The sequence below is a fragment of the Rhizobium sp. CG4 genome (genome assembly GCF_023701965.1).
GTDB lineage: Bacteria > Pseudomonadota > Alphaproteobacteria > Rhizobiales > Rhizobiaceae > Agrobacterium.
The window spans coordinates 760,862-781,095 of the sequence record NZ_JABAEG010000001.1; the positions used below are offsets into that span (position 1 = coordinate 760,862).

The 20,234-nt window shown below is 55.1% G+C and carries 17 protein-coding genes and 1 tRNA gene; 6 read left to right on the forward strand and 12 right to left on the reverse strand.

The features are described from left to right. The first annotated feature begins 107 nt into the window (after positions 1-107). Genes HGO37_RS03645 through HGO37_RS03665 form a run of 5 tightly spaced genes read left to right on the forward strand, consistent with a single transcriptional unit; the run spans position 108 to position 4,632 of the window. Positions 108-1,148, forward strand: a complete 1,041-nt coding sequence (locus HGO37_RS03645; RefSeq protein WP_250982164.1) for an ABC transporter substrate-binding protein — start codon at positions 108-110, stop codon at positions 1,146-1,148. A gap of 8 nt (positions 1,149-1,156) precedes the next feature. Beyond that, on the forward strand, positions 1,157-2,152 hold the full coding sequence (locus tag HGO37_RS03650; protein WP_250982165.1) for an ABC transporter permease: 996 nt from the start codon (positions 1,157-1,159) through the stop codon (positions 2,150-2,152). Next, positions 2,152-2,943, forward strand: coding sequence for an ABC transporter ATP-binding protein (locus HGO37_RS03655; protein WP_250982166.1), 792 nt, complete (start codon positions 2,152-2,154; stop codon positions 2,941-2,943). The genes HGO37_RS03650 and HGO37_RS03655 overlap by 1 nt, the downstream gene beginning before the upstream one ends. Continuing rightward, positions 2,936-3,232, forward strand: coding sequence for a hypothetical protein (locus tag HGO37_RS03660; protein WP_250982167.1), 297 nt, complete (start codon positions 2,936-2,938; stop codon positions 3,230-3,232). The genes HGO37_RS03655 and HGO37_RS03660 overlap by 8 nt, the downstream gene beginning before the upstream one ends. Positions 3,233-3,270: 38 nt before the next feature. Further along, positions 3,271-4,632, forward strand: coding sequence for an O-acetylhomoserine aminocarboxypropyltransferase/cysteine synthase family protein (locus HGO37_RS03665; RefSeq protein WP_250982168.1), 1,362 nt, complete (start codon positions 3,271-3,273; stop codon positions 4,630-4,632). Between the two features lie 14 nt (positions 4,633-4,646). Here the strand turns inward: HGO37_RS03665 and HGO37_RS03670 are convergent, their stop codons facing one another. Next, positions 4,647-4,934 carry a hypothetical protein gene (locus tag HGO37_RS03670; RefSeq protein WP_250982169.1) on the reverse strand — a complete coding sequence of 96 codons (288 nt, stop codon included), beginning with the start codon at positions 4,932-4,934 and terminating at the stop codon, positions 4,647-4,649. A gap of 435 nt (positions 4,935-5,369) precedes the next feature. Here HGO37_RS03670 and HGO37_RS03675 point away from each other — a divergent pair, with 435 nt between their 5' ends. Beyond that, positions 5,370-5,573, forward strand: a complete 204-nt coding sequence (locus HGO37_RS03675; RefSeq protein ID WP_250982170.1) for a hypothetical protein — start codon at positions 5,370-5,372, stop codon at positions 5,571-5,573. Positions 5,574-5,700: 127 nt separating this feature from the next. Here the strand turns inward: HGO37_RS03675 and HGO37_RS03680 are convergent. The 11 genes from HGO37_RS03680 to ybgF all read right to left on the reverse strand — a co-directional run bounded on the left by HGO37_RS03680 (position 5,701) and on the right by ybgF (position 20,207). After that, positions 5,701-5,777 (reverse strand) — tRNA-Met (locus tag HGO37_RS03680). 135 nt (positions 5,778-5,912) lie between these two features. Next, positions 5,913-7,109 (reverse strand): tRNA 2-thiouridine(34) synthase MnmA, encoded by a 1,197-nt coding sequence (gene mnmA, locus HGO37_RS03685; protein WP_250982171.1) that lies wholly within the window; start codon positions 7,107-7,109, stop codon positions 5,913-5,915. 209 nt (positions 7,110-7,318) lie between these two features. After that, a complete protein-coding gene (locus HGO37_RS03690) occupies positions 7,319-8,500 on the reverse strand; it encodes an OpgC family protein (protein ID WP_250982172.1) in 1,182 nt (393 codons plus the stop codon). A gap of 366 nt (positions 8,501-8,866) precedes the next feature. Then, positions 8,867-9,934 (reverse strand): Tim44 domain-containing protein, encoded by a 1,068-nt coding sequence (locus tag HGO37_RS03695; RefSeq protein ID WP_250982173.1) that lies wholly within the window; start codon positions 9,932-9,934, stop codon positions 8,867-8,869. Between the two features lie 201 nt (positions 9,935-10,135). Next, positions 10,136-11,731 (reverse strand): phosphoglycerate dehydrogenase, encoded by a 1,596-nt coding sequence (serA, locus tag HGO37_RS03700; RefSeq protein ID WP_250982174.1) that lies wholly within the window; start codon positions 11,729-11,731, stop codon positions 10,136-10,138. Between the two features lie 78 nt (positions 11,732-11,809). Then, positions 11,810-12,988 (reverse strand): phosphoserine transaminase, encoded by a 1,179-nt coding sequence (locus tag HGO37_RS03705; RefSeq protein WP_250982175.1) that lies wholly within the window; start codon positions 12,986-12,988, stop codon positions 11,810-11,812. 215 nt (positions 12,989-13,203) lie between these two features. Next, positions 13,204-14,049 (reverse strand): outer membrane protein, encoded by an 846-nt coding sequence (locus tag HGO37_RS03710; protein ID WP_250982176.1) that lies wholly within the window; start codon positions 14,047-14,049, stop codon positions 13,204-13,206. 193 nt (positions 14,050-14,242) lie between these two features. After that, entirely contained in the window at positions 14,243-15,598 is a 1,356-nt protein-coding gene (glmM, locus tag HGO37_RS03715) for a phosphoglucosamine mutase (protein WP_250982177.1), read from the reverse strand. 174 nt (positions 15,599-15,772) lie between these two features. Next, positions 15,773-17,722 carry an ATP-dependent zinc metalloprotease FtsH gene (gene ftsH, locus HGO37_RS03720; RefSeq protein ID WP_250982178.1) on the reverse strand — a complete coding sequence of 650 codons (1,950 nt, stop codon included), beginning with the start codon at positions 17,720-17,722 and terminating at the stop codon, positions 15,773-15,775. A 153-nt stretch (positions 17,723-17,875) separates the two neighbouring features. Next, positions 17,876-19,165 (reverse strand): tRNA lysidine(34) synthetase TilS, encoded by a 1,290-nt coding sequence (gene tilS / locus HGO37_RS03725; RefSeq protein WP_250982179.1) that lies wholly within the window; start codon positions 19,163-19,165, stop codon positions 17,876-17,878. 37 nt (positions 19,166-19,202) lie between these two features. After that, positions 19,203-20,207 carry a tol-pal system protein YbgF gene (gene ybgF, locus HGO37_RS03730; protein WP_250982180.1) on the reverse strand — a complete coding sequence of 335 codons (1,005 nt, stop codon included), beginning with the start codon at positions 20,205-20,207 and terminating at the stop codon, positions 19,203-19,205. Between the last annotated feature and the right edge of the window lie 27 nt (positions 20,208-20,234).

The window sequence follows — 20,234 nt, forward strand, 5'->3', positions numbered from 1 at the left end:
TTTGTTCGAAAAATTATCCGCTTTGTGTTTCATAAATAGTCTATAAAATCTATGTAATTTTATTGTTGCTGCTAAGTTTTTCCCTATCAAACGATGAGGGGCAAACCATGTCAGAGCTTTCCAGCAAATCTTCACCCGCCAAACGCGGTATCAGCCGCCGCACGATCCTCAAATCTGCCGCAGCTGTGGGAGCCACCGCAGCAGTTGGCGCGCTGGCGGGTCGCACAACAAGCTATGCCATCGCAGGCAACCTTATTCCCATCAAGTTGGAATGGACCGAAGTGGCAGCCTGCCACTCTCCCGTTGGTTTTGGCCTTTCCAAGGGCATCTACGCCAAACACGGGCTGGATGTGGAACTGTTCTACCAGGGGGCTAGCGGCCAGACCCTCATCCAGGCACTGGCAACCCGCAAGGCAGAAGCAGGTCCCGGTCTTCTCTATGATTGGCTGAAGCCCATCGAACAGGGTTTTGACGTCAAGCTGTTTGCGGGTTCGCATGGTGGCTGCCAGCGCGTTCTGGTCAAGCCGGATTCCGGCATCAAGACGCTGCTCGACCTCAAGGGCAAGACCATCGGCACATTTGATGTGATGTCCCCGTCACGCGTTGCCTTCTCGGTGGCATTGGCAAAGGCTGGCCTCAACCCGGAAACCGACGTCACCTGGAAGGTCTTCCCCTTCGATCTGGTCGCGGAAGGTGTGTTGAAGGGAGAAGCCGATGCGGTCGCGCATATGGACCCCTGGGCTTACTCCTATGAAAAACAGCATGGCTTCGTGAAGATTGCCGACACCCAGACCGAAACATTCCAGGACCGCGTGTGCTGCGTACTAGGCGTTAACGGCGATTATTATGAGGCCAACAAGGATGCCATCAAACGTGTCGCCTCTGCCAATCTCGAAGTGCATCAATATACCGTCAAGCACCCGGATGAAGTTGCCAAGTGGTATTTCGACACCTTGAAACCCGGCCTTCCCTTGGAAGACCTGACGGAAGTCCTTGCGTCCTTCACCTACCATGACCACTGGTTCGGCAAGGAACTGCTCAACGAAGTCCGTATCGGTTACGAGGATCTGAAACTGACGGGCGTTGCCGATGCATCGACCGATCCGGAAGAAATCGCCAATCGCATCACCATCGACATTTTCGCGTGAGCTGAACAATGACCGATGTGTTGAGAAACGATTTTGGCACAGTTCCACAGGCAGCCTTTCGGCCATGGAAACCATGGCGGAATGGCGTGCTGGCTGCCGCGAGCTGGGGGACGGCAGCGGCAGTCACTTATCTGCTACCTGACGTCATCAACTGGAATGCCACCGGTCTGTTTGCCGCCATCGTCGCTGGCATAGTCCTCCTGTTGCTAGCCTTGGCGTTTGTTGTTCCGCTCTCCGACAAAAGAACAAAGACATTGCAGCATTATGGCCCGTGGCTGGTTGCCATTGGTGTCTGGTTTGCGGTCTGGGAATTGCTGACCGCAAAGCTGGGCTGGCTGCCAAAGCCGTTTTTCTCCCCGCCACAGGGCCTGCTCAACGTCTACATCACAGACTGGGAGCGTCTACTGGTCTGCGTTGGATATACCGCCCGCCTGTGGTCGCTCGGTTTCTTCTCCGGCATTGCGGTTGGCTTTGTTGCCGGTGTCGCTCTCGGTTGGTCAAAATCCTTTGCTTACTGGGGCATGCCCGTGCTGAAACTGATTGGCCCCGTGCCGGCAAGTGCGTGGATACCCTGCACCTTCTTCATTTTCCCAAGCACATTCCAAGCGTCGATTTTTCTGGTGGCTCTGGCATCGGGCATTCCTGTCGCCATTCTCACCGCCGCGGGTGTGGGACAGGTCAACCGCGCCTATTATGATGTTGCGCGAACACTGGGTGCATCCACCTCCTACCTGATTTTCAAAGTGGCGGTGCCAGCGTCATTGCCCAATGTGTTCGTCGGGCTGTTTATGGCGCTCTATTATTCCTTCGCAGTTCTGGTCGTTGCGGAAATGCTCGGCGCAAAATTTGGCCTCGGCTGGTACCTGCAATTCAACACAGCCTATTCCGCCTATGCCAATGTCTACGCGGCGCTGATCATCATGGCGCTTATCTGCGCTGGCCTGGTTCGGTTGCTGTTCGTTGTCCGAGACAGGCTTCTCAATTGGCAGAAGGGAATTCTCTGATGGCCCTCGCCTTTTTTTCCACCGAAGACAGAAACCGCAACCTGCGGCTTGAGATTGACAGCGTTTCCCATCACTACGATTTGGGAGACCGCACCCTGCCCGTGCTCGACAATGTTTCGATCAGCGTCAAACCTGCAGAGTTCGTGGCGCTGCTTGGCCCTTCCGGTTGCGGTAAATCGACATTACTGCGGCTGGCCGCTGGACTGGAGCAACCAAGCAAGGGATCGCTCAGCGAGGACGGCACGCCGATCACCAATCCCGACCCGGACCGTATTCTGGTGTTTCAGGATGCAACCCTGTTTCCCTGGCTCACCGTGCGCAAAAACATTGCCTCAGGTCTGGATGCACGCGGCGTGCTGAAAGAACAACAACACCGGGTCGATGAGCTTCTGAAGCTGGTGAAGCTGGAAGCCTTCGCCGACGCCTATCCGCATCAGCTTTCAGGCGGCATGGCGCAGCGCGTCGCCATTGCCCGGGCTCTCGTCAATGATCCAAAATTGCTGCTGCTGGATGAGCCCTTCGGCAAGCTCGATTCCCTGACCCGGCTGACCATGCAGAAAGAGCTGTTGCAGCTGTGGAAGCAAACGGGATTTACGGCGCTGCTTGTCACCCACGATGTGGAGGAGGCCTTGCTTCTCGCAGACCGTGTGATCGTGTTTTCAGATCGCCCGGCGCGCATCGTAGCTGAGGTCAATGTTACCAAACCACATCCGCGCAAACGTGATGACGGTGACCTCGTGGATTTGCGCCGCAGTCTGCTGGAACAGTTGGGGGTCTCCCACGATGTTTGAGAAGCGGTTTGTCTTCTTCACCCTGTCTTTGTCCATCACACTGCTATTGCTCAGCCTTGGCTGGTGGTGGCTGGTTTTCGGCAACGTCGTCGAAAACGGCTACATCACCACAGCACAGGCCGCGACATGCCTTGCTGCTGAGACCGATCTTTGTCGTCTCGCGCAGGCCCTCTGCAGCAACGAACATTTTTTTGAAATCCGCTGGTACGCCCCGGAAACCCTCTGGGCATCAGCAGCCCTGCTGCTCGTTGCACTGGCCCAGGCGTCCTTTCGACCAAACACACCATAACCAGACCTGTTTCCCAACCCGTTTCAAGGAGGAAGACGATGACCATTCAACAATCTACCGACGAAATTCTACAATCTGTCCCGCAGCAGCCGACGGGCACAGCAACCTTCAAAAGCGTTCATCCGGAAACACAGGCCATTCACGGGGGCAGCTTCCGTTTTGACCCGACAACTGGAGCCGTTGCGGTTCCGATTTACCAGACCACATCCTTCCAGCTTCCCGGCACCGACGGCGCCGACAAGTTGTTTGCGCTGGAAGCACCGGGACATCTCTACACTCGCGTCTCCAACCCCACGCAGGACGCCTTTGAACAGCGTCTGGCAGAGCTGGAAGGCGGCGCGGCCGCACTTGCAGTTTCCTCCGGCCAGGCAGCCTCTGCCTTCGCCATTCTCAACCTTGCTCGATCAGGAGACAACATCGTCAGCGCAGCCGGTCTTTACGGTGGCACATGGGCGCTATTTGCCGCCACACTGAAAAACTTCGGTATTGAGACACGCTTTGTTGATGGCAATGATCCTGAAGCCTTTGCCCGCGCAACAGACGACCGCACCCGCGCCTATTACGCGGAATCTCTGCCCAATCCCAAGCTGGAAGTGTTTCCCATTGGCGAGGTCGCAGCGATCGGCCGCAAGCTCGGCATTCCAGTGATCATCGACAATACGGCTGCACCGCTGACTATCAAACCGTTGGAGCACGGCGCTGCCATCGTCGTTTATTCAGCAACCAAATATATTGGTGGCCATGGCACATCGATTGGCGGCGCGATCGTTGACGGTGGCAATTTCCCTTGGGCGGATCTGGCGGATCGCCACCCGCAACTGAATGAACCTGATCCCAGCTATCAGGGCAAGACATGGATCGAAAAGGCCGATGCCATCGGCTTCTTTCCTTACATCCTGCGGGCGCGCGCCGTGCTGCTGCGTGACATCGGTGCGGCGATCAGCCCGCAAAATGTCTTCCAACTTATTCAGGGGCTTGAGACGCTGCCATTGCGCCTGCGTCAGCACAATGAAAACGCTATCAAGGTGGCTGAGTTTCTGCAAAAACACCCGAAGGTGTCCAACGTCATCTTCCCGAAATTCCAGACCGGTAAAGCAGCCGAACGTGCCAAGACCTATCTGAAAAATGGTGGCTATGGCGCACTTGTTGGCTTCGAACTGAAATCGGGCCGCGACGCCGGGCGGCGTTTCATCGACTCGCTGCAACTCTTTTACCACCTCGCCAATATTGGCGATGCCCGCTCACTGGCCATCCACCCGTCAACGACAACCCACTCGCAACTGTCAGAGGAAAACCAGCTGGCGAGCGGCGTAACCCCGGGCTACGTGCGCCTGTCAGTTGGCCTTGAGCACCCAGATGATCTGATCGCCGATCTGACACAGGCGCTTGCAAACGCGTAATCACGCGTTCCATGTCATCTGGACAATTCAAACGACACCAAGGCTCCGGACATACATACGGGGCCTTTTTGCTGTTCTGAACCGAGTTCCACCCAGTCGGCAAGCAACGAACGAAAACCGCTTGGACCTTCAACGTGGATATCCACCAGATCGCCGCGGATGCGGTAGAACAGATAGACCTGCAAGCCAGTTATGGCTGCGCACCACAGAATGGCCGTGATACGCAGACGGTAGCTCGTTCCACCACCAACGGCGCCACTATAAAAAATTTCTGTGTCGATGAGTAACTGGCGAGCCACCACTCGACTCTGCACCCATTCCGTGCAAATCCTGATCGCTCTGTGATTGGAGGATCTATGAAATCTGGAACAAGCTTCGCGTGGTTCATCGTACTCGTGTTTGCTACGCTATCCATTGCTGACCACTCGTTCGCTTACTGTAGCAAACCAAGCGCACCATCATGTGCGTTGCAGTATGGCGCTTTTGATGACCAGTGGGAGTTTGATCGCTGTAAGCGTGATATCGAGAGCTTCGAAAATGAAGTTGAGAATTTCATGAGATGCAACAACGATGAGGCAGAGAGAGCAATACGTAGGGCAAACAACGAGAACCAATCAGCATCGTCGGAGTACAGCGATGCGGTTAGTTCTTTTAATCGTCGCGCTCGCTCAAACTAAACGCGAATGCCTTGTGCCTTGCATTCTTGATTACTGGCATAGCAAGCTTTGAGAGATAAGATGGTGAAATTGATCCGCTTTACGAAGACGACAGCTTCTGCCGGACCTGTACTGATAAATCCAGAAGCAGTTGCAGCCGTCACAGAAGTCAGTGGCAAAACTACAATCTATCTGAAAGCCCCAGATGTGAACGCACATGGCCTACAGTTTAAGGTACGCGAGGACATCGAGACCGTCGCCGCTGCTCTTATGCAGGCTGAGTAAGCTCTGACATTTCGCGAATCAATGAAAAGTATGATCGTAGACCCACGAAAATCGTGTGGTGATTATATTTTGAAAATGAGGAAATCTTTGTAGAATTTGGTCCAGCCTGATTTGTCGGCTGGTTTGATGGTAGCGGGAGAGGGACTTGAACCCCCGACACGCGGATTATGATTCCGCTGCTCTAACCACCTGAGCTACCCCGCCACAAGGAACGGCGACTTTGTTTCAAGTCTTTGTTCCCTTAGGATGAGCGGCTTATAAAGTGCCGCTCCCTTTTATGTCAAGCGCAAGATTTGCAATTTTCATAGCTTTCGACAAGCCAGTGAATATTGCAGGATTTTACGCGGCCACCGAACCTTCCAGCAGCGTCTTTAAGGACATCTCTGCTTCAGCCGAACGCTCTGATCGGCCAATGAAACCGCCGCCATACACACGGGCATCTGCACCTGGCGCAGAATAGAGCACGCAAGCCTGCCCCGGTGCCACGCCAGCTTCGCCCACCATCAGGTCCACATAAACGCCGTTGCCGTCATAATGGACAACAGCCTCTGCTGGTGGACGCGTAGAGCGGACCTTGGCAAAACAGCGAAAGCCATTTGCGGCATCTTCTTCCAGCGACCTGTCACCCAGCCAGTTGATGTCACGCAGATAAACACGGTGTGTTTCAAGCGCTTCCTTCGGGCCAACAATCACTCGCTTGCCGCGCGCATCCAGATGCACCACGTAAAGTGGCTCACCAGTTGCGACACCAATACCGCGACGCTGACCGATGGTGTAGTTGACGATGCCTTCGTGGCGACCAAGCACACGGCCGTCGAGATGAACGATGTCACCCGACAACGCCGCATTCGGTTTCAGCTTGTTGATGACATCGGTATATTTGCCCTGCGGCACAAAACAGATGTCCTGACTGTCCGCCTTCTTGGCAACGACAAGGCCCATTTCTTCCGCCAGTTCGCGGGTCTGCGCCTTGGAAAGGCCACCAAGCGGGAAACGTAGGTAATCGATCTGTTCCTGCGTTGTCGCAAACAGGAACCAGCTCTGGTCACGATCACTGTCAATCGGACGGTAAAGCGCCCGTCGGTTTGGATTACCGGGAACCGGGTTGTTGCGAGAGCGGATATAATGCCCAGTCGCCAGCGCATCGGCACCCAACTCCTGCGCAGTCTTCAGAAGATCTGCAAATTTGACAGTCTGGTTGCAGGCAACGCAAGGGATGGGTGTTTCACCCATGGCATAACTCTCCGCGAACGGGTTGATCACCGTTTCGCGAAAGCGTGCTTCGTAATCCAGCACGTAATGCGGAATGCCAAGCGTTTCACAAACGCGTCGCGCGTCATCAATGTCCTGACCTGCACAGCAGGAACCGGCGCGGTGTACGGCTGCGCCATGGTCATAGAGCTGCAGGGTGATACCGAGGACATCATAGCCCTCACGCTTGAGGATACCCGCCACCACGGAGGAATCCACACCGCCGGACATGGCGACAACAACGCGCGTGTCTTCCGGCTTCTTGTCAAAGTCGAGTGTATTCAAGTTTTTGTCCAATCGTCAGCCATACCGGGGGTCAAGGCCCCGGCGCCTGTCGTTCAATTTCACAAAACATGCCGCAAAGCACCATGGCGCTCAAGAGGTACGGAACGTGGAATTTTGAGGGTGCATATAAAGAATATCGCGCCCGCAAACAAGTACAGGGCGGGAAACCCGCCCTGCCCTGTAAGCATATCTTGCTTCTGTCGTTAAAATCAGGCGGTCGCCTTGGTGCCACCAATCCACTTGTCGCGTTCACGCCACAGCGCAGGCAAAGCAAGCAGAGCGATACCGACGATGGCAATCAGCGTCTTTTCGAGCTGCGACAGCTCTGCTGTACGACCGTCCATGTAATAGACGGCATAGACGATAGCGACGTGCCAGACATAGACCTGCAGGGAATGACGACCCAGCAGCTGCAGGAACTTCAGCGACAGCACCCAGATAACGCCATTGGCAATACGACGCACAATCTGGCTGTGGTGTTTTGGACCGGCAATCAACAGCCATGTCAGACCAACGCCAACCGCGATGAAGTTGATCAGATAGACCGGGCCGAAGTCTGCACGAATTTCCATCGCTGCGAACTTGCCAATCACGTAATCAGGCATCAAACCCCAAGCCGTTGCAATACGCAGTGGCATGAAGAACAGGCATACCAGTAGGGCAACCTTCGGAATCCAGCTATTTTCTGGCGAGAAAATCTTCTTCCACTCGATCTTGTTCTGGGCGGTCATTGCACCCATCACAAGAGCCGAGAAGAACACGATCTGCCAGCCCAGCATGTTGAAGCTGACACGGATGCCCTGGTCGTCAGGACCTTTTACAAGCTCATGCAGCGGCGTGGTGATTACCTTCTGCAAACCAAGCTGGCCAGCCATCCACACGAGCAACGAACCAACCATCACATAGGCCCATTTGCCATCAAGGCACAGCTTGATGAGCAGAGGCGCAAACAGCATGTAAACGATGTACTGTGGAAGAATGTCCATGAAAGTCGGCTGGAACACAAAAGTCGCAATGGCGGCCAGACGCAGTGGATCATCAAACGATGTCGCACCGATCCAGTTGAACCAGACATACGATGCGTGTGGCAGAACCAGCGTGACGGCCAGAACGGCAATCACCAGACCCATGGCATATTTGTACAGCTCCATGGAACGGTTCCAGATGGCCTGACGCCCGGTCTCATAACCGTACTTCATCATCTTGCGGGCATAGACCAGGCCAATCAGCAGACCGGACAGGAACACAAAGCCCTGTGCATCTTCCACGAAGGCAAACTGGCGATGGTTGACCTCAACCAGCCAATAACCGCCCACGAACACAAGGTGGTTTATCAGCATGAAAACAAGAAAATAACCGCGCATCCCGTCGATCAGGTCAAAGCGTTTCATCTCGATAGCTCTCCATTCTCTTAAGGACCGCGCATCGCCCGGTCTTGTTTACGAACCTCTGGCATCGGTTTGACAACGCACATTTCGCCAAGCGGTTCCGCAGAAAACGATCATGGTAGCCATAGGCTTGATCACGTTTTTGCAAGTGCACAATGGTTACGGAGGTGCCGCTGAATGCCGGATGAACGAAAAAGGGCAATAATGTGAATGTGATCAACCAAACAACTAAAGCTGCGATCACAGATTGCAAGCGACCAGTAAAACAGCGGTGAAGCGTCAATTATTTGCACGCAATAATATGCAAAACGCCGCAGTGCATCTCGGTGCACTGCGGCGTCATAAACCTTCAAATCAGTCTTTTATGGATCAGGATGCCGACTGGATAGCCGAAACCTGCCACGCGGATCCTTCGCGGCGCACAAAAGTCCACAGCTCGGTCGATTCGGTTGCCTGGGTCTCGTCACCCTCGATAACCTTACCCGTTGTACGGTCACGCATTACGTCGACACGCGAGTACAGCATGGCGACAGTCGCGTAATCACGTCCTTCTTCATGCCAGGCTTCGGCGAGGTCGCCCTGCAGCAACTGAACATCGCTGACGTCGTTCTTGACGCCGCTGGTCGCGTTGTCGCTCAACTCTTCCGCCAGATAGGACATGGCTTCCGGAGTGGTGAGCTTGCGAAGTGCAGCATAGTCTTCTGCAGCATAGGCAGCCTGCACGTCCTTGAGCATCTGCTCGAACTGACCAAGGTCTTCGCCCGTAACGCCGATCTCATCGCCTTCAGACATGGCATTGGCATGCGGAACTGGCTTTGGCGCGACAGCGGCTTCAGCAGCGGGCGCGGCGTTACCGGCAGCACCGGACAGGGAGCCCATCTGCGGGATCTTGAAGCCACCCTGACCCGTCGGCGGGTTGGACGAACCGGAATAGTTGCTACGCTGCGACTGGCCGCCGGCGTAAGCAGGCTGCTGCTGACGGCGCGACGCGAAGAAACGCATAGCCAGCATAACCAGCACGCCGATCAAAGCGACCTGCAGCAACATGCCGAAGAAACCGGCCATACCGCCAAAACCGCCGCCCATCAGCATACCGAACAGACCACCCATCAGAAGGCCGCCCATAAGGCCACCGGCCATACCGCCGAAAAGACCACGGTTCTGCTGTGGCTGCTGTGCGTTGGCCGGACGTGTCTGCGCAACACCAGGAGCCGCCTGGCTTGGCGACGTATTCGGTGTCATGCTGCGATTGATCGGTGCAGCCTGACCCGGCGCAGTGTTGGTTGCAGGTGGGGCAGAGAATGTACGCGTTCCACGGCTGCCGAAACCACCGCCAGCGCGACGAGCCTCAGCCATATCCACAGCCACGAACGAAACAGCAATTCCCAAAGCGGCAACCGCAAACAAACCTTTAAAGCGCCGAACGGCAGCAAACATCGTCTTCTCCTGTTGTGCCGCCCTCCCATGAGCGGCCTATCGTCGGACCATATAGCAACTCTGGATGATCATTTTTAGTGCCTAATTATAAAATTTTTCGTGATAAACAACCCTTGATTGCGCCCACCAATAACGCACAAAAAACCCGGCACTGGATTGCTCCAGTACCGGGCCTCTATTGTCCCCTTGGGAGGAACGATATTACTCGACGTTGAACGCCAGAGACTTGACCTGGCGGATGGCCGGGTTGGCGCGAAGCTTGTCCAGAACGGTTTCTGAAACAGGGCCGTCCACGTAGAGAAGCGCGATAGCATCGCCAGCTTCTTTTTCACGGCCGAGCTGGAAGTTGGCGATGTTAACGCCCGCTTCGCCCAGCGTCGTACCCATGAAGCCGATCATGCCCGGTACGTCGGTGTTGGTGATGTAGATCATGTGCGAACCGACATCAGCGTCCATGTTGATGTTCTTGATCTGGATGAAGCGTGGCTTGCCATCCGAGAACACGGTACCAGCGACGGAACGAACCTGATTTTCGGTTTTGACCGTCAGCTTGATGTAACCGTCGTAAACGCCGGTCTTGTCGCGCTTGACTTCGGAAAGGATGATGCCCTTTTCCTTGATCATGATCGGTGCGGAAACCATGTTCACGTCAGAAACCTGCGGACGGATCAGACCGGCCAGCAGCGCTGATGTCAGCGCCTTGGTGTTCATGTTGGCGGTTGCACCATCATAAAGAATTTCGATTTCCTTGGTGGCGCTTTCCTGCACCTGACCAACGAAGGAGCCGAGAACGTCTGCAAGGCGAATAAACGGCTTGAGGCGTGGAGCTTCATCAGCAGTGATCGACGGCATGTTGATGGCGTTGGAAACAGCACCCTTGACGAGGTAGTCCGACATCTGCTCGGCAACCTGCAGGGCAACATTTTCCTGTGCTTCTGTTGTCGACGCGCCAAGGTGCGGCGTGCAGACAACGTTTGGCAGGCCAAACAGCGGGCTTTCCGTTGCAGGCTCAACTTCGAACACGTCGAAGGCGGCACCGGCAACGTGGCCGGACTTGATGGCGTCAGCGAGAGCCTTCTCGTCAACAAGACCACCACGGGCGCAGTTGATGATGCGAACGCCTGGCTTGGTCTTGGCAAGGTTTTCAGCGCCGAGAATGCCGCGGGTTTTGTCAGTCATTGGAACGTGCAGGGTGATGAAGTCAGCCTGTGCAAGCAGGTCGTCCAGCTCAACCTTAGTAACACCCATTTCCTGGGCGCGCTCAGGCGACAGGAACGGGTCATAGGCCAGAACGTTCATCTTGAGGCCGAGTGCACGCGAGCAGACGATGCCGCCGATGTTACCGGCACCGATAACGCCAAGCGTCTTGCCGGTGATTTCAACACCCATGAACTTCGACTTTTCCCACTTGCCGGCCTGCGTGGAGGCATCAGCCGCAGGAAGCTGGCGAGCAACAGCAAACATCAGCGCAATGGCGTGTTCAGCTGTGGTGATGGAGTTACCAAATGGCGTATTCATCACGATGATACCGCGACGCGATGCAGCCGGGATATCTACGTTGTCGACACCGATACCGGCGCGACCGATAACCTTGAGGTTGGTTGCAGCTTCGATCAGCTTTTCGGTTGCCTTGGTGGCGGAACGGATGGCCAGACCATCGTAGTTGCCGATGATTTCGGCAAGCTTGTCCTTGTCCTTGCCAAGCTTTGGCTGGAAATCAACTTCAACGCCGCGATCACGGAAGATCTGGACAGCGGTTTCCGACAATTCGTCAGATACGAGTACGCGAGGTGCCATGTTTGGGCTCCCTAAAAACGGTTTATTCATAAGATGAGGTATGTGCGGCCCTGCACTTTGCAGGGCCGGTAATCCAAATCAGGCCGCAGCCTTGGAAAGCTCAGCCTTCTGCGTTTCAAACGCCCAGGCAAGCCATGGCATGACAGCTTCAATGTCAGCCGTTTCAATCGTGGCACCAGCCCAGATCCGAAGACCGGACGGAGCATCGCGGTAAGCGCCGATATCGAGCGCTACATTTTCTTTTTCGAGAAGTGCAACAACGCCCTTGGCGAAAGCAGCCTGTGCGTCAGCATCTAGAGCTGCAACATCCTTGTCGACGATCTTGAGGCAGACAGAGGTGTTGGAGCGTGTCTCATCGACAACGGCAAGATTTGCAATCCAGTCGTTGGCGGCAACGAAATCGTAGATCACCTTGGCATTGGCATCAGCGCGCGCGATCAGCGCGTTCAGGCCACCGAGGTTCTTCGCCCACAGCAGCGCGTCGATGTAGTCTTCTACGCAAAGCATCGAAGGTGTGTTGATGGTTTCGCCGGTGAAGATGCCTTCAATCAGCTTTCCGCCGGATACCATGCGAAAAATCTTTGGCAGCGGCCATGCTGGCGAATAGCTCAGCAGGCGCTCAACAGCACGTGGCGACAGAATGATAACGCCGTGGCCGCCCTCGCCGCCCAGAACCTTCTGCCAGGAGAAGGTAACAACGTCGAGCTTGGTGAAGTCCATGTCCTGCGCAAATGCAGCAGAAGTGGCGTCACAAATCGTCAGACCCTTGCGGTCCGCCGGAATGAAATCAGCGTTAGGAACGCGAACGCCCGAGGTTGTGCCGTTCCAGGTGAAAACGACGTCACGGTCGAAATCGACTTCCTTGAGGTTCGGCAGCAGGCCGTAGTCGGCCTCGAACTTGCGAACGTCTTTCAGCTTGAGCTGCTTGACGACGTCGGTAACCCAACCGGCGCCAAAGCTTTCCCATGCAACCATATCAACGCCGCGCTCACCGAGCAGCGACCACAGTGCCATTTCAACAGCGCCAGTGTCAGATGCGGGAACGATACCGATGCGATAATCGGCAGGAACGTTGAGAACTTCGCGGGTGAGATCAATGGCCTGCTTGAGCTTGGCTTTGCCAACCTTGGCGCGGTGCGAGCGACCGAGCGGGGCATCAGCGAGCGCTTCGAGCGACCAACCGGGACGCTTAGAGCAAGGACCAGAAGAAAAATGGGTGTTGTTCGGACGCACGTCCGGCTTTGCAATCGCAGTCATAATGCTATCCTTCCAGATAGAAAGCCTTTCGTTAGGGAAAGGTGGCCTGCCCCGGTGGATATGCCTGTCGCTTGTTGCAGTCAAGCGGAATATGTCGCTGGAATAAAAAAATATTGGCGCCGCTGCGCCATATCGATGATCAGGAAAGTGCCCTGAAAATGCAAAAAACCGCCCGCACCTGAAAGGCACGAGCGGTCTTGTTTTCGAAACTGAAATTACTTGTAAACTGCTGGCTGGATTGGGATTTCTGCTGGCGGCATGTACTGTGCCGTGTCGCAACCGCCGAAGACGTAACGACCGCCTAGGCGCACTTCATGCGAGTAGAAGCCCTTGTCGCGGCCTGGGCCACCACCAACGCTGTCATAGCCAAACATGTCGCCCTTGCCGATCTGGCGGAAACGATATCCGACATCAGCCTTGAGATTGCAGGTTACGTCGATCGATGCACCGGCCATCAGTGCATAGGCGAATCGCCAGCCGCCCTTGCCGCCATGGGTGAAGGTCGGGTCGCAGGTGGAAGGATCGCCTACCTCACACGATGTGTTTCTGAGGTTAGCCCACTTCACGTAGGAACCGCCGATACCAGCACCAACGTAAGGTGTGAAACGGCCAAATGTCGCCAGATCCACATAGGCATTGGCCATCAGCGTATAAGCGCGCAGTGAAGACAGATCTGTCGATACGCAGCTACCAGCTACGCCACAGCTGCCAAAGGTCGAGCCACGGAAGTTGCTCTTGGCCATGTAGTCAAACGTCAAATCCGTACGGAAATGGTTGTTGATCTGATAACCAACACCAACGCCGCCCATAAAGCCACCCTTGAGCTTTGTGGAGCGGAAATCTGTCAAACCGGCTGTGAATGGACCCTGATAAAATTCAGCGCCACGCGACTTGTTGTAGGCGTAACCGATATCACCACGCAGATACCAACCGTTTGATTCGGTGATCTGGATTTCTGGTGCCTCAATATAGGCCGGAGGGTCTGGCTGATAAAGGTCGGCTGCAAATGCACTGGATCCCGCCGTCAACGCGGCGAGAATGCCAATCAGGCTTTTTTTCATAACATCAACTCCAGAAGCGGCACCTGCGCCCATGGCCGCATGCCAGTAAACTGTTCCGTTATGAATAATGAATGAGAAAGGTTAAGTGCCGATTAACTACGATCATTCACCAAGATTTATTAATACAGCAAAGAACCGGCAACAAAAAAGCCGGTACAAGACCGGCTTTTCAGTAACTTAGCGAGTATTTTTCTTACGCAGCAGCACTGCGCGCATTGGCAATAACGTCAACCAGACCGTTTACGATGCTCTCAACTTTCACGCTGTCATCGCCTTCTGCCATAACACGGATCAGCGGCTCAGTGCCGGACGGACGAATGACAAGACGGCCATTGCCAGCCAGCTCGCTCTCCGCGTCGGCAATCGCCTGAATAACCACAGGGTTTTCAAGTGGCTTGCCGCCGGAAATACGAACATTCTTCAGCAGCTGAGGTACAGGCTCGAACTTGCGGCAGATTTCGCTAACCGTCTTGCCGGACCGCTTCACACAGGCAAGCACCTGCAGCGCAGCGACAAGACCATCGCCCGTCGTACCGTAATCAGACAGCACGATGTGGCCGGACTGCTCACCACCAACATTGAAGTTATGGTTGCGCATATGCTCAACCACGTAACGGTCACCCACCTTCGTACGAGCAAGAGACAGTCCTTTACCGCCAAGGAAACGTTCAAGGCCAAGGTTGGACATGACAGTCGCCACGATACCACCGCCCCGTAGAATATTGTCATTGGCCCAGCTGTCGGCAATGACCGCCATCAACTGGTCGCCATCGACCACTTCGCCACGCTCATCGACAATGATCACGCGGTCAGCATCACCATCAAGGGCAATACCGATATCGGCACGCACTTCATGCACCTTCTTGCGCAGGGCTTCCGGATGGGTGGAACCGCATTCAAAATTAATGTTGGTGCCATTCGGCTCATTGCCGATCGTCACGATATCAGCACCCAGTTCCCACAGTGCTGCGGGAGCAGCCTTATAGGCCGCTCCGTTGGCGCAATCGATCGCGATACGCAAACCATCCAGCGTCACTTCGCGTGGCAGGGTGCGCTTCACGAATTCGATGTAGCGATAGATATCGCCATCGACGCGCTTGGCACGGCCAATCTCGTGCGGTTTTGCCAGCTGGGAATAGATATCTTTGTCGAGCAGGTCTTCAATTTCCAGCTCCAACTCGTCGGACAGCTTGTAACCGTCGGGGCCAAACAGCTTGATGCCGTTATCCGCAAACGGATTATGCGAAGCGGAAATCATCACGCCGATATCGGCGCGCAGAGAACGCGTCAGCATGGCAACAGCAGGTGTCGGAATTGGTCCAAGAAGGAAAACGTCCAGTCCAGCTGCAGTAAAACCGGCGACCAATGCGTTTTCGAGCATGTATCCCGAAAGACGGGTATCCTTGCCAATAACCACGCGGTGGCGGTGATGTCCGCGGCGGAAGATTGTGCCGACCGCAATACCAACCCGCATTGCCAGATCAGGCGTCATCGGAAAGACGTTGGATTGTCCGCGGATACCATCGGTCCCGAAATAACGGCGTGTCATGTGAACTCCAGAAATAGTCGCGCGATCAGCGCACATGCTCTGCTCATGCCATAAACAGCACAATACAGCACGTAAATTACCGCAAACACGGATTACATCTTGTTACTGTAAAAAAAGACCATCCGGCAAAACCGGATGGTCTGTTTTCCACTGACATTTACTGTCAGGCACAACTTAATGTGGTTGTGGCTCCATGCCACCTTCAGCTTCACCGTCGCCCTTGGCTTCGGTTGGACCGTCTTTCTTGGTGCCAGCCTTCGGAACTGCGGAACCACGGCTGTTGGAGGAACCATCATCGCCAAGATCGCGGGCTGGTTTTTCACCCCTGATCAACGCCTTGATTTCTTCGCCCGTCAGGGTTTCGTATTCCAGCAAGCCTTCTGCCAGAGCCACGAATTCGTCGTGCTTCTCCGTCAGGATGCGGCGTGCTTCGGTGTAAGCCTCATCAATCAGGCGACGAACTTCGTTGTCGATTTTCTGGGCTGTGGCTTCGGACACATTCTTGGACTGCGAAACCGAGTGACCAAGGAAGACTTCCTGCTGGTTTTCACCATAGGCAACCTGACCGAGTTCATCGGAGAAGCCCCACTGGGTCACCATCGCACGGGCCAGCTTGGTAGCCTGCTCGATATCAGAAGACGCACCAGAAGTGATGTTTTCCTTGCCGAACGTCAGCTCTTCAGCAACGCGACCACCCATCATGATAACGAGACGAGAAACCATCCACTTGTAGCTCATGGAGTAGCGATCGCCCTCAGGCAACTGCATGACCATACCAAGGGCGCGACCACGCGGAATGATGGTTGCCTTGTGCAGCGGGTCGGCCACCGGCACATTGAGCGCGGTGATGGCGTGACCAGCTTCGTGGTAGGCTGTCAGCTTCTTTTCGGCTTCAGTCATGGCGGTCGAGCGGCGCTCGGCACCCATCATGATCTTATCCTTCGCGTCTTCGAATTCCTGCATCGTGACAACACGCTTGTTACGGCGTGCGGCCATCAAGGCAGCTTCGTTGACGAGGTTCATCAAGTCAGCACCGGAGAAGCCGGGTGTGCCACGTGCCAGAACCTTGAGGTCGACATTTGGCGCAAGCGGAACGTTGCGAACGTGGACCTTAAGAATGCGCTCACGGCCAACGATATCCGGGTTCGGCACAACAACCTGACGGTCGAAACGGCCTGGACGCAGCAGAGCCGGGTCAAGAACGTCAGGACGGTTGGTCGCCGCAATCAGGATAATACCTTCATTGGCTTCGAAACCATCCATCTCGACCAGCAACTGGTTGAGTGTCTGTTCACGCTCGTCGTTACCGCCGCCAAGACCGGCGCCACGATGGCGGCCAACGGCGTCGATTTCGTCGATGAAGATAATGCACGGCGCATTCTTCTTCGCCTGCTCGAACATATCGCGCACACGGCTTGCACCAACACCTACGAACATTTCAACGAAGTCCGAACCGGAAATCGTGAAGAACGGAACGTTGGCTTCACCTGCGACAGAGCGGGCAAGAAGCGTTTTACCGGTACCAGGAGGACCAACGAGAAGAACACCACGCGGAATTTTACCGCCGAGGCGCTGGAACTTCTGCGGGTCACGCAGAAATTCCACGATTTCTTCCAGATCCTGCTTGGCCTCATCAACACCGGCAACGTCATCAAACGTGATACGGCCATGTGCTTCAGTTAGCAACTTCGCTTTGGATTTGCCAAAGCCCATTGCGCCGCGCGAGCCACCCTGCATCTGCCGCATGAAAAACAGCCAGACGCCGAGAATGAGGAACATCGGCAAAAGCGTGCCAAGGTAGCTCAAAAAACCGGAGGAGCCATCGCTCTCCGGCCGCGCTACGATCGTTACGTTTTTGCTTTGCAGGCGCTCCATCAATGAATCATCGATAACCGGAGAGTAGGTCTGGAAAGCGGTGCCGCTTTCCGTGTACGTGCCAAGCACTCGATTGCCCGTAACAGTCACGTCACGCACTCGACCGGAGTCCACATCACGCAGAAACTGCGAATAAGGAATCTCACGCGAACCCGATTGCGAGGGCGACGTCTGGAACATGCTGAACAACGCGATCAGCAAGAGGGCAATAATGGCCCACAAGGCGAAATTTCTAAAATTTGGGTTCATCGAACTCCCCGAACTCACACGGACATCTTATGTGCCCGCTCATCTGTGCCACTAACATAAGGTCGACATATGCCGTTGCCAAGGCAGACACGGCATTCAGATGCGTTTTCAAGCAAAAAGTCTGAAAATTAAATCGATAAAAACAGCTCTAATTTAAACCGGTGGCTGTAACACAGGTGCGCAATCCAGCAGAATTGCTATTTCGCCTGCCAACTCAAGGTCGAAATCCGGTAAAAACAATTCGTAAGGCATAAGTACAGAACGCGTGAGAATCGCCGTTCGACCCGCGTCAAAAATATCCGGCATGGAGGAGAAGGCACGTTTTGCCACACCAACCGGCACATTGGGGAAAATCACAGACGCCAGTTCCGTATTTTTTCCACCATTTGCGGAGACATCAACCGGCTCTGCAGACGGATTGTGCAGCATGAACCGCTCATCCCATAACACAGTCTCACCGGGTACAATTTTCAGCGACGGCAGGTTTCGGTTTTCACGGTATAGGTACAAACCATCACGACGACGATCAAACATCGTGCGGGATACTGTCATCCGGCCAAGCCTATTTTGCAGAATGAACGCGGAGAGCCGGTCCATGCTGTCCGCCGCCGGCAGATGTTGGCGGCCACCAATCACCGCAGCCACTGCTGCTAGTGCGTGGCGCAACATGTCCGGTTTCTGATCGAAGGCCTCATTGTCCAGCCAGATCACACCACTGCCCTCACCCTGCGCGTGGTCTTTCAAAAGACCGGCAGCCGCATTAGAGATTGCCTTGCGCTTTTCTCCGGCATTGCGATCAACGGATGCTTCGGAAAGGTGCTCCAGACCTTGCCGTGTCCGCACCCGCTCATATTTGCGGTCTTCGTTGCTGGGGTCATCAACCCAGCCCAACTGCTCTCTGCCGAGAAATTCACGAATATCGGCGCGGCGTACAGACAGGAATGGCCGGACGAGCCAATGCCGTCCAGCATAGAGCGTGCGCTCTGCCATGCCGGAAAGCCCGGTATTTTCTGTGCGCGTGCTGCGGGCGGCCCGCATTAACACGGTTTCAAGCTGATCATCGAGTGTGTGCCCGGTTACGACGACGGTCGTGCCGAGCTCTTCGGCAACCGCTGCTACCAATCGGTAACGGGCGAGCCGCGACGCCTGCGAAATGCCAGATTTGGGTTTAACTTCGTCCCATCGGCGAATGACGTGTTTGACACCGAAGCTTCGGCAAATCTCGCCAACCTGCCTGGCCTCTTCGGCAGCCTCGGGCCGCAGCTGATGATCGATGGTAACAGCAGATAGGGCGACATCATCATTGGCGCTGGCGTGTGCAGCTTTTATCAGCGCCAGCAGCAGACCGAGGGAATCGCTGCCACCAGAAACCATAACGAGGATTTTGGCGGGTTTGCGTAATTGCCTGATAAAGGTCTGCGCGGCGGCGGCAGGGCTTGTCACGGGAAAATTCATAATCGGATCGGACACTACCGATCGGTCAGCAGCTTAGTCGCTTCTGCTCAGACGCAACCTTGCCCAGAACGGCTTTCGGTGCGGAAGGATAACGTTTGGTCACTTCACGCAACGTTGCGCAGGCGGTGTCCTTGTTATCAAGTGCCGCAAGCGACATGCCGAGCTTCAGCAGCATTTCAGGTGCGCGTGGCGACTTGGCAAAGTTCTTGTGTGCATCAAGGAAAGTCTTGGCGGCATCGTTGAAACGACCCTGCGAATATTGTGCTTCGCCCAGCCAGAAAGTTGCGTCGGCAGCCTTTCCGCCCTTCGGATAGCCCTTGAGGTAGCTCTGGAAACCGTCTTCAGCCAGCTTGTAGTCACCCGAGAGGATATGACCGTAAGCCGCTTGGTAAATGTCGTTCTCGCTGGTCAGCGCTCCATTGCCCGCCCCACCAACCGAAGCCGTGTTGTTCTGCTCGACACCTGGCAGAGCACCGGAAGAGTTTTTTGCGCTGTCGTTCAGCGTCCCACCGACCGGCATACCGCTGCTGTCAAGCTGGATCGAACCAAGTGTGGTTTCACCGGGCGCTGCACCAATGTCACGCGACGTTGTTGTTGAAGCGCCGTTGTTGGACGGCGTTTCAATAATTGTTGCCACCTCATCCGTGTTGGATGGTGCGGTCAATGATGGAGAAGAAGAGGAAGCTGTGGCAGCGCCACGGCCTCCCTTTGTGTTCTCACTCTTTTCAAGTTCCTGGAAACGGAACTCGTTGTCTTCCTGCGCCTTGCGCAATTGCTCCTGCATTTGAAGAAGCTGGAAACTCATTTCCTCGATACGGCCGTTCAACTGCCGAATCTCTTCTTCAAGCTGCTGTACGCGAACGGCTTCACTGCCCTGCTGTACACGCACAACAGGAGCCTGCGACGCCGATTGGGAATTGACTGCGCCAGCGCCCCAGCCTGAGCCGAAAAGTGGTGCCGAAACGGCAATTCCACTCAAGCCCGTAAAAGCTGCAAGCCCCAGCATTCCCGCCACGACAAGTTTCTTCATGTCAACGTCCTGCCTGTTCTGATTTGC

What these genes read in the sequence shown, in the direction of transcription:
- HGO37_RS03695 (WP_250982173.1), bottom strand. Translation starts at nt 9,934, where the DNA reads ATGTTTGCTGCCGTTCGGCGCTTTAAAGGTTTGTTTGCGGTTGCCGCT.
- serA (WP_250982174.1), bottom strand. Translation starts at nt 11,731, where the DNA reads ATGGCACCTCGCGTACTCGTATCTGACGAATTGTCGGAAACCGCTGTC.
- HGO37_RS03665 (WP_250982168.1), top strand. Translation starts at nt 3,271, where the DNA reads ATGACCATTCAACAATCTACCGACGAAATTCTACAATCTGTCCCGCAG.
- HGO37_RS03675 (WP_250982170.1), top strand. Translation starts at nt 5,370, where the DNA reads ATGGTGAAATTGATCCGCTTTACGAAGACGACAGCTTCTGCCGGACCT.
- HGO37_RS03705 (WP_250982175.1), bottom strand. Translation starts at nt 12,988, where the DNA reads ATGACTGCGATTGCAAAGCCGGACGTGCGTCCGAACAACACCCATTTT.
- HGO37_RS03710 (WP_250982176.1), bottom strand. Translation starts at nt 14,049, where the DNA reads ATGAAAAAAAGCCTGATTGGCATTCTCGCCGCGTTGACGGCGGGATCC.
- ftsH (WP_250982178.1), bottom strand. Translation starts at nt 17,722, where the DNA reads ATGAACCCAAATTTTAGAAATTTCGCCTTGTGGGCCATTATTGCCCTC.
- HGO37_RS03645 (WP_250982164.1), top strand. Translation starts at nt 108, where the DNA reads ATGTCAGAGCTTTCCAGCAAATCTTCACCCGCCAAACGCGGTATCAGC.
- HGO37_RS03655 (WP_250982166.1), top strand. Translation starts at nt 2,152, where the DNA reads ATGGCCCTCGCCTTTTTTTCCACCGAAGACAGAAACCGCAACCTGCGG.
- ybgF (WP_250982180.1), bottom strand. Translation starts at nt 20,207, where the DNA reads ATGAAGAAACTTGTCGTGGCGGGAATGCTGGGGCTTGCAGCTTTTACG.
- HGO37_RS03690 (WP_250982172.1), bottom strand. Translation starts at nt 8,500, where the DNA reads ATGAAACGCTTTGACCTGATCGACGGGATGCGCGGTTATTTTCTTGTT.
- HGO37_RS03660 (WP_250982167.1), top strand. Translation starts at nt 2,936, where the DNA reads ATGTTTGAGAAGCGGTTTGTCTTCTTCACCCTGTCTTTGTCCATCACA.
- glmM (WP_250982177.1), bottom strand. Translation starts at nt 15,598, where the DNA reads ATGACACGCCGTTATTTCGGGACCGATGGTATCCGCGGACAATCCAAC.
- HGO37_RS03650 (WP_250982165.1), top strand. Translation starts at nt 1,157, where the DNA reads ATGACCGATGTGTTGAGAAACGATTTTGGCACAGTTCCACAGGCAGCC.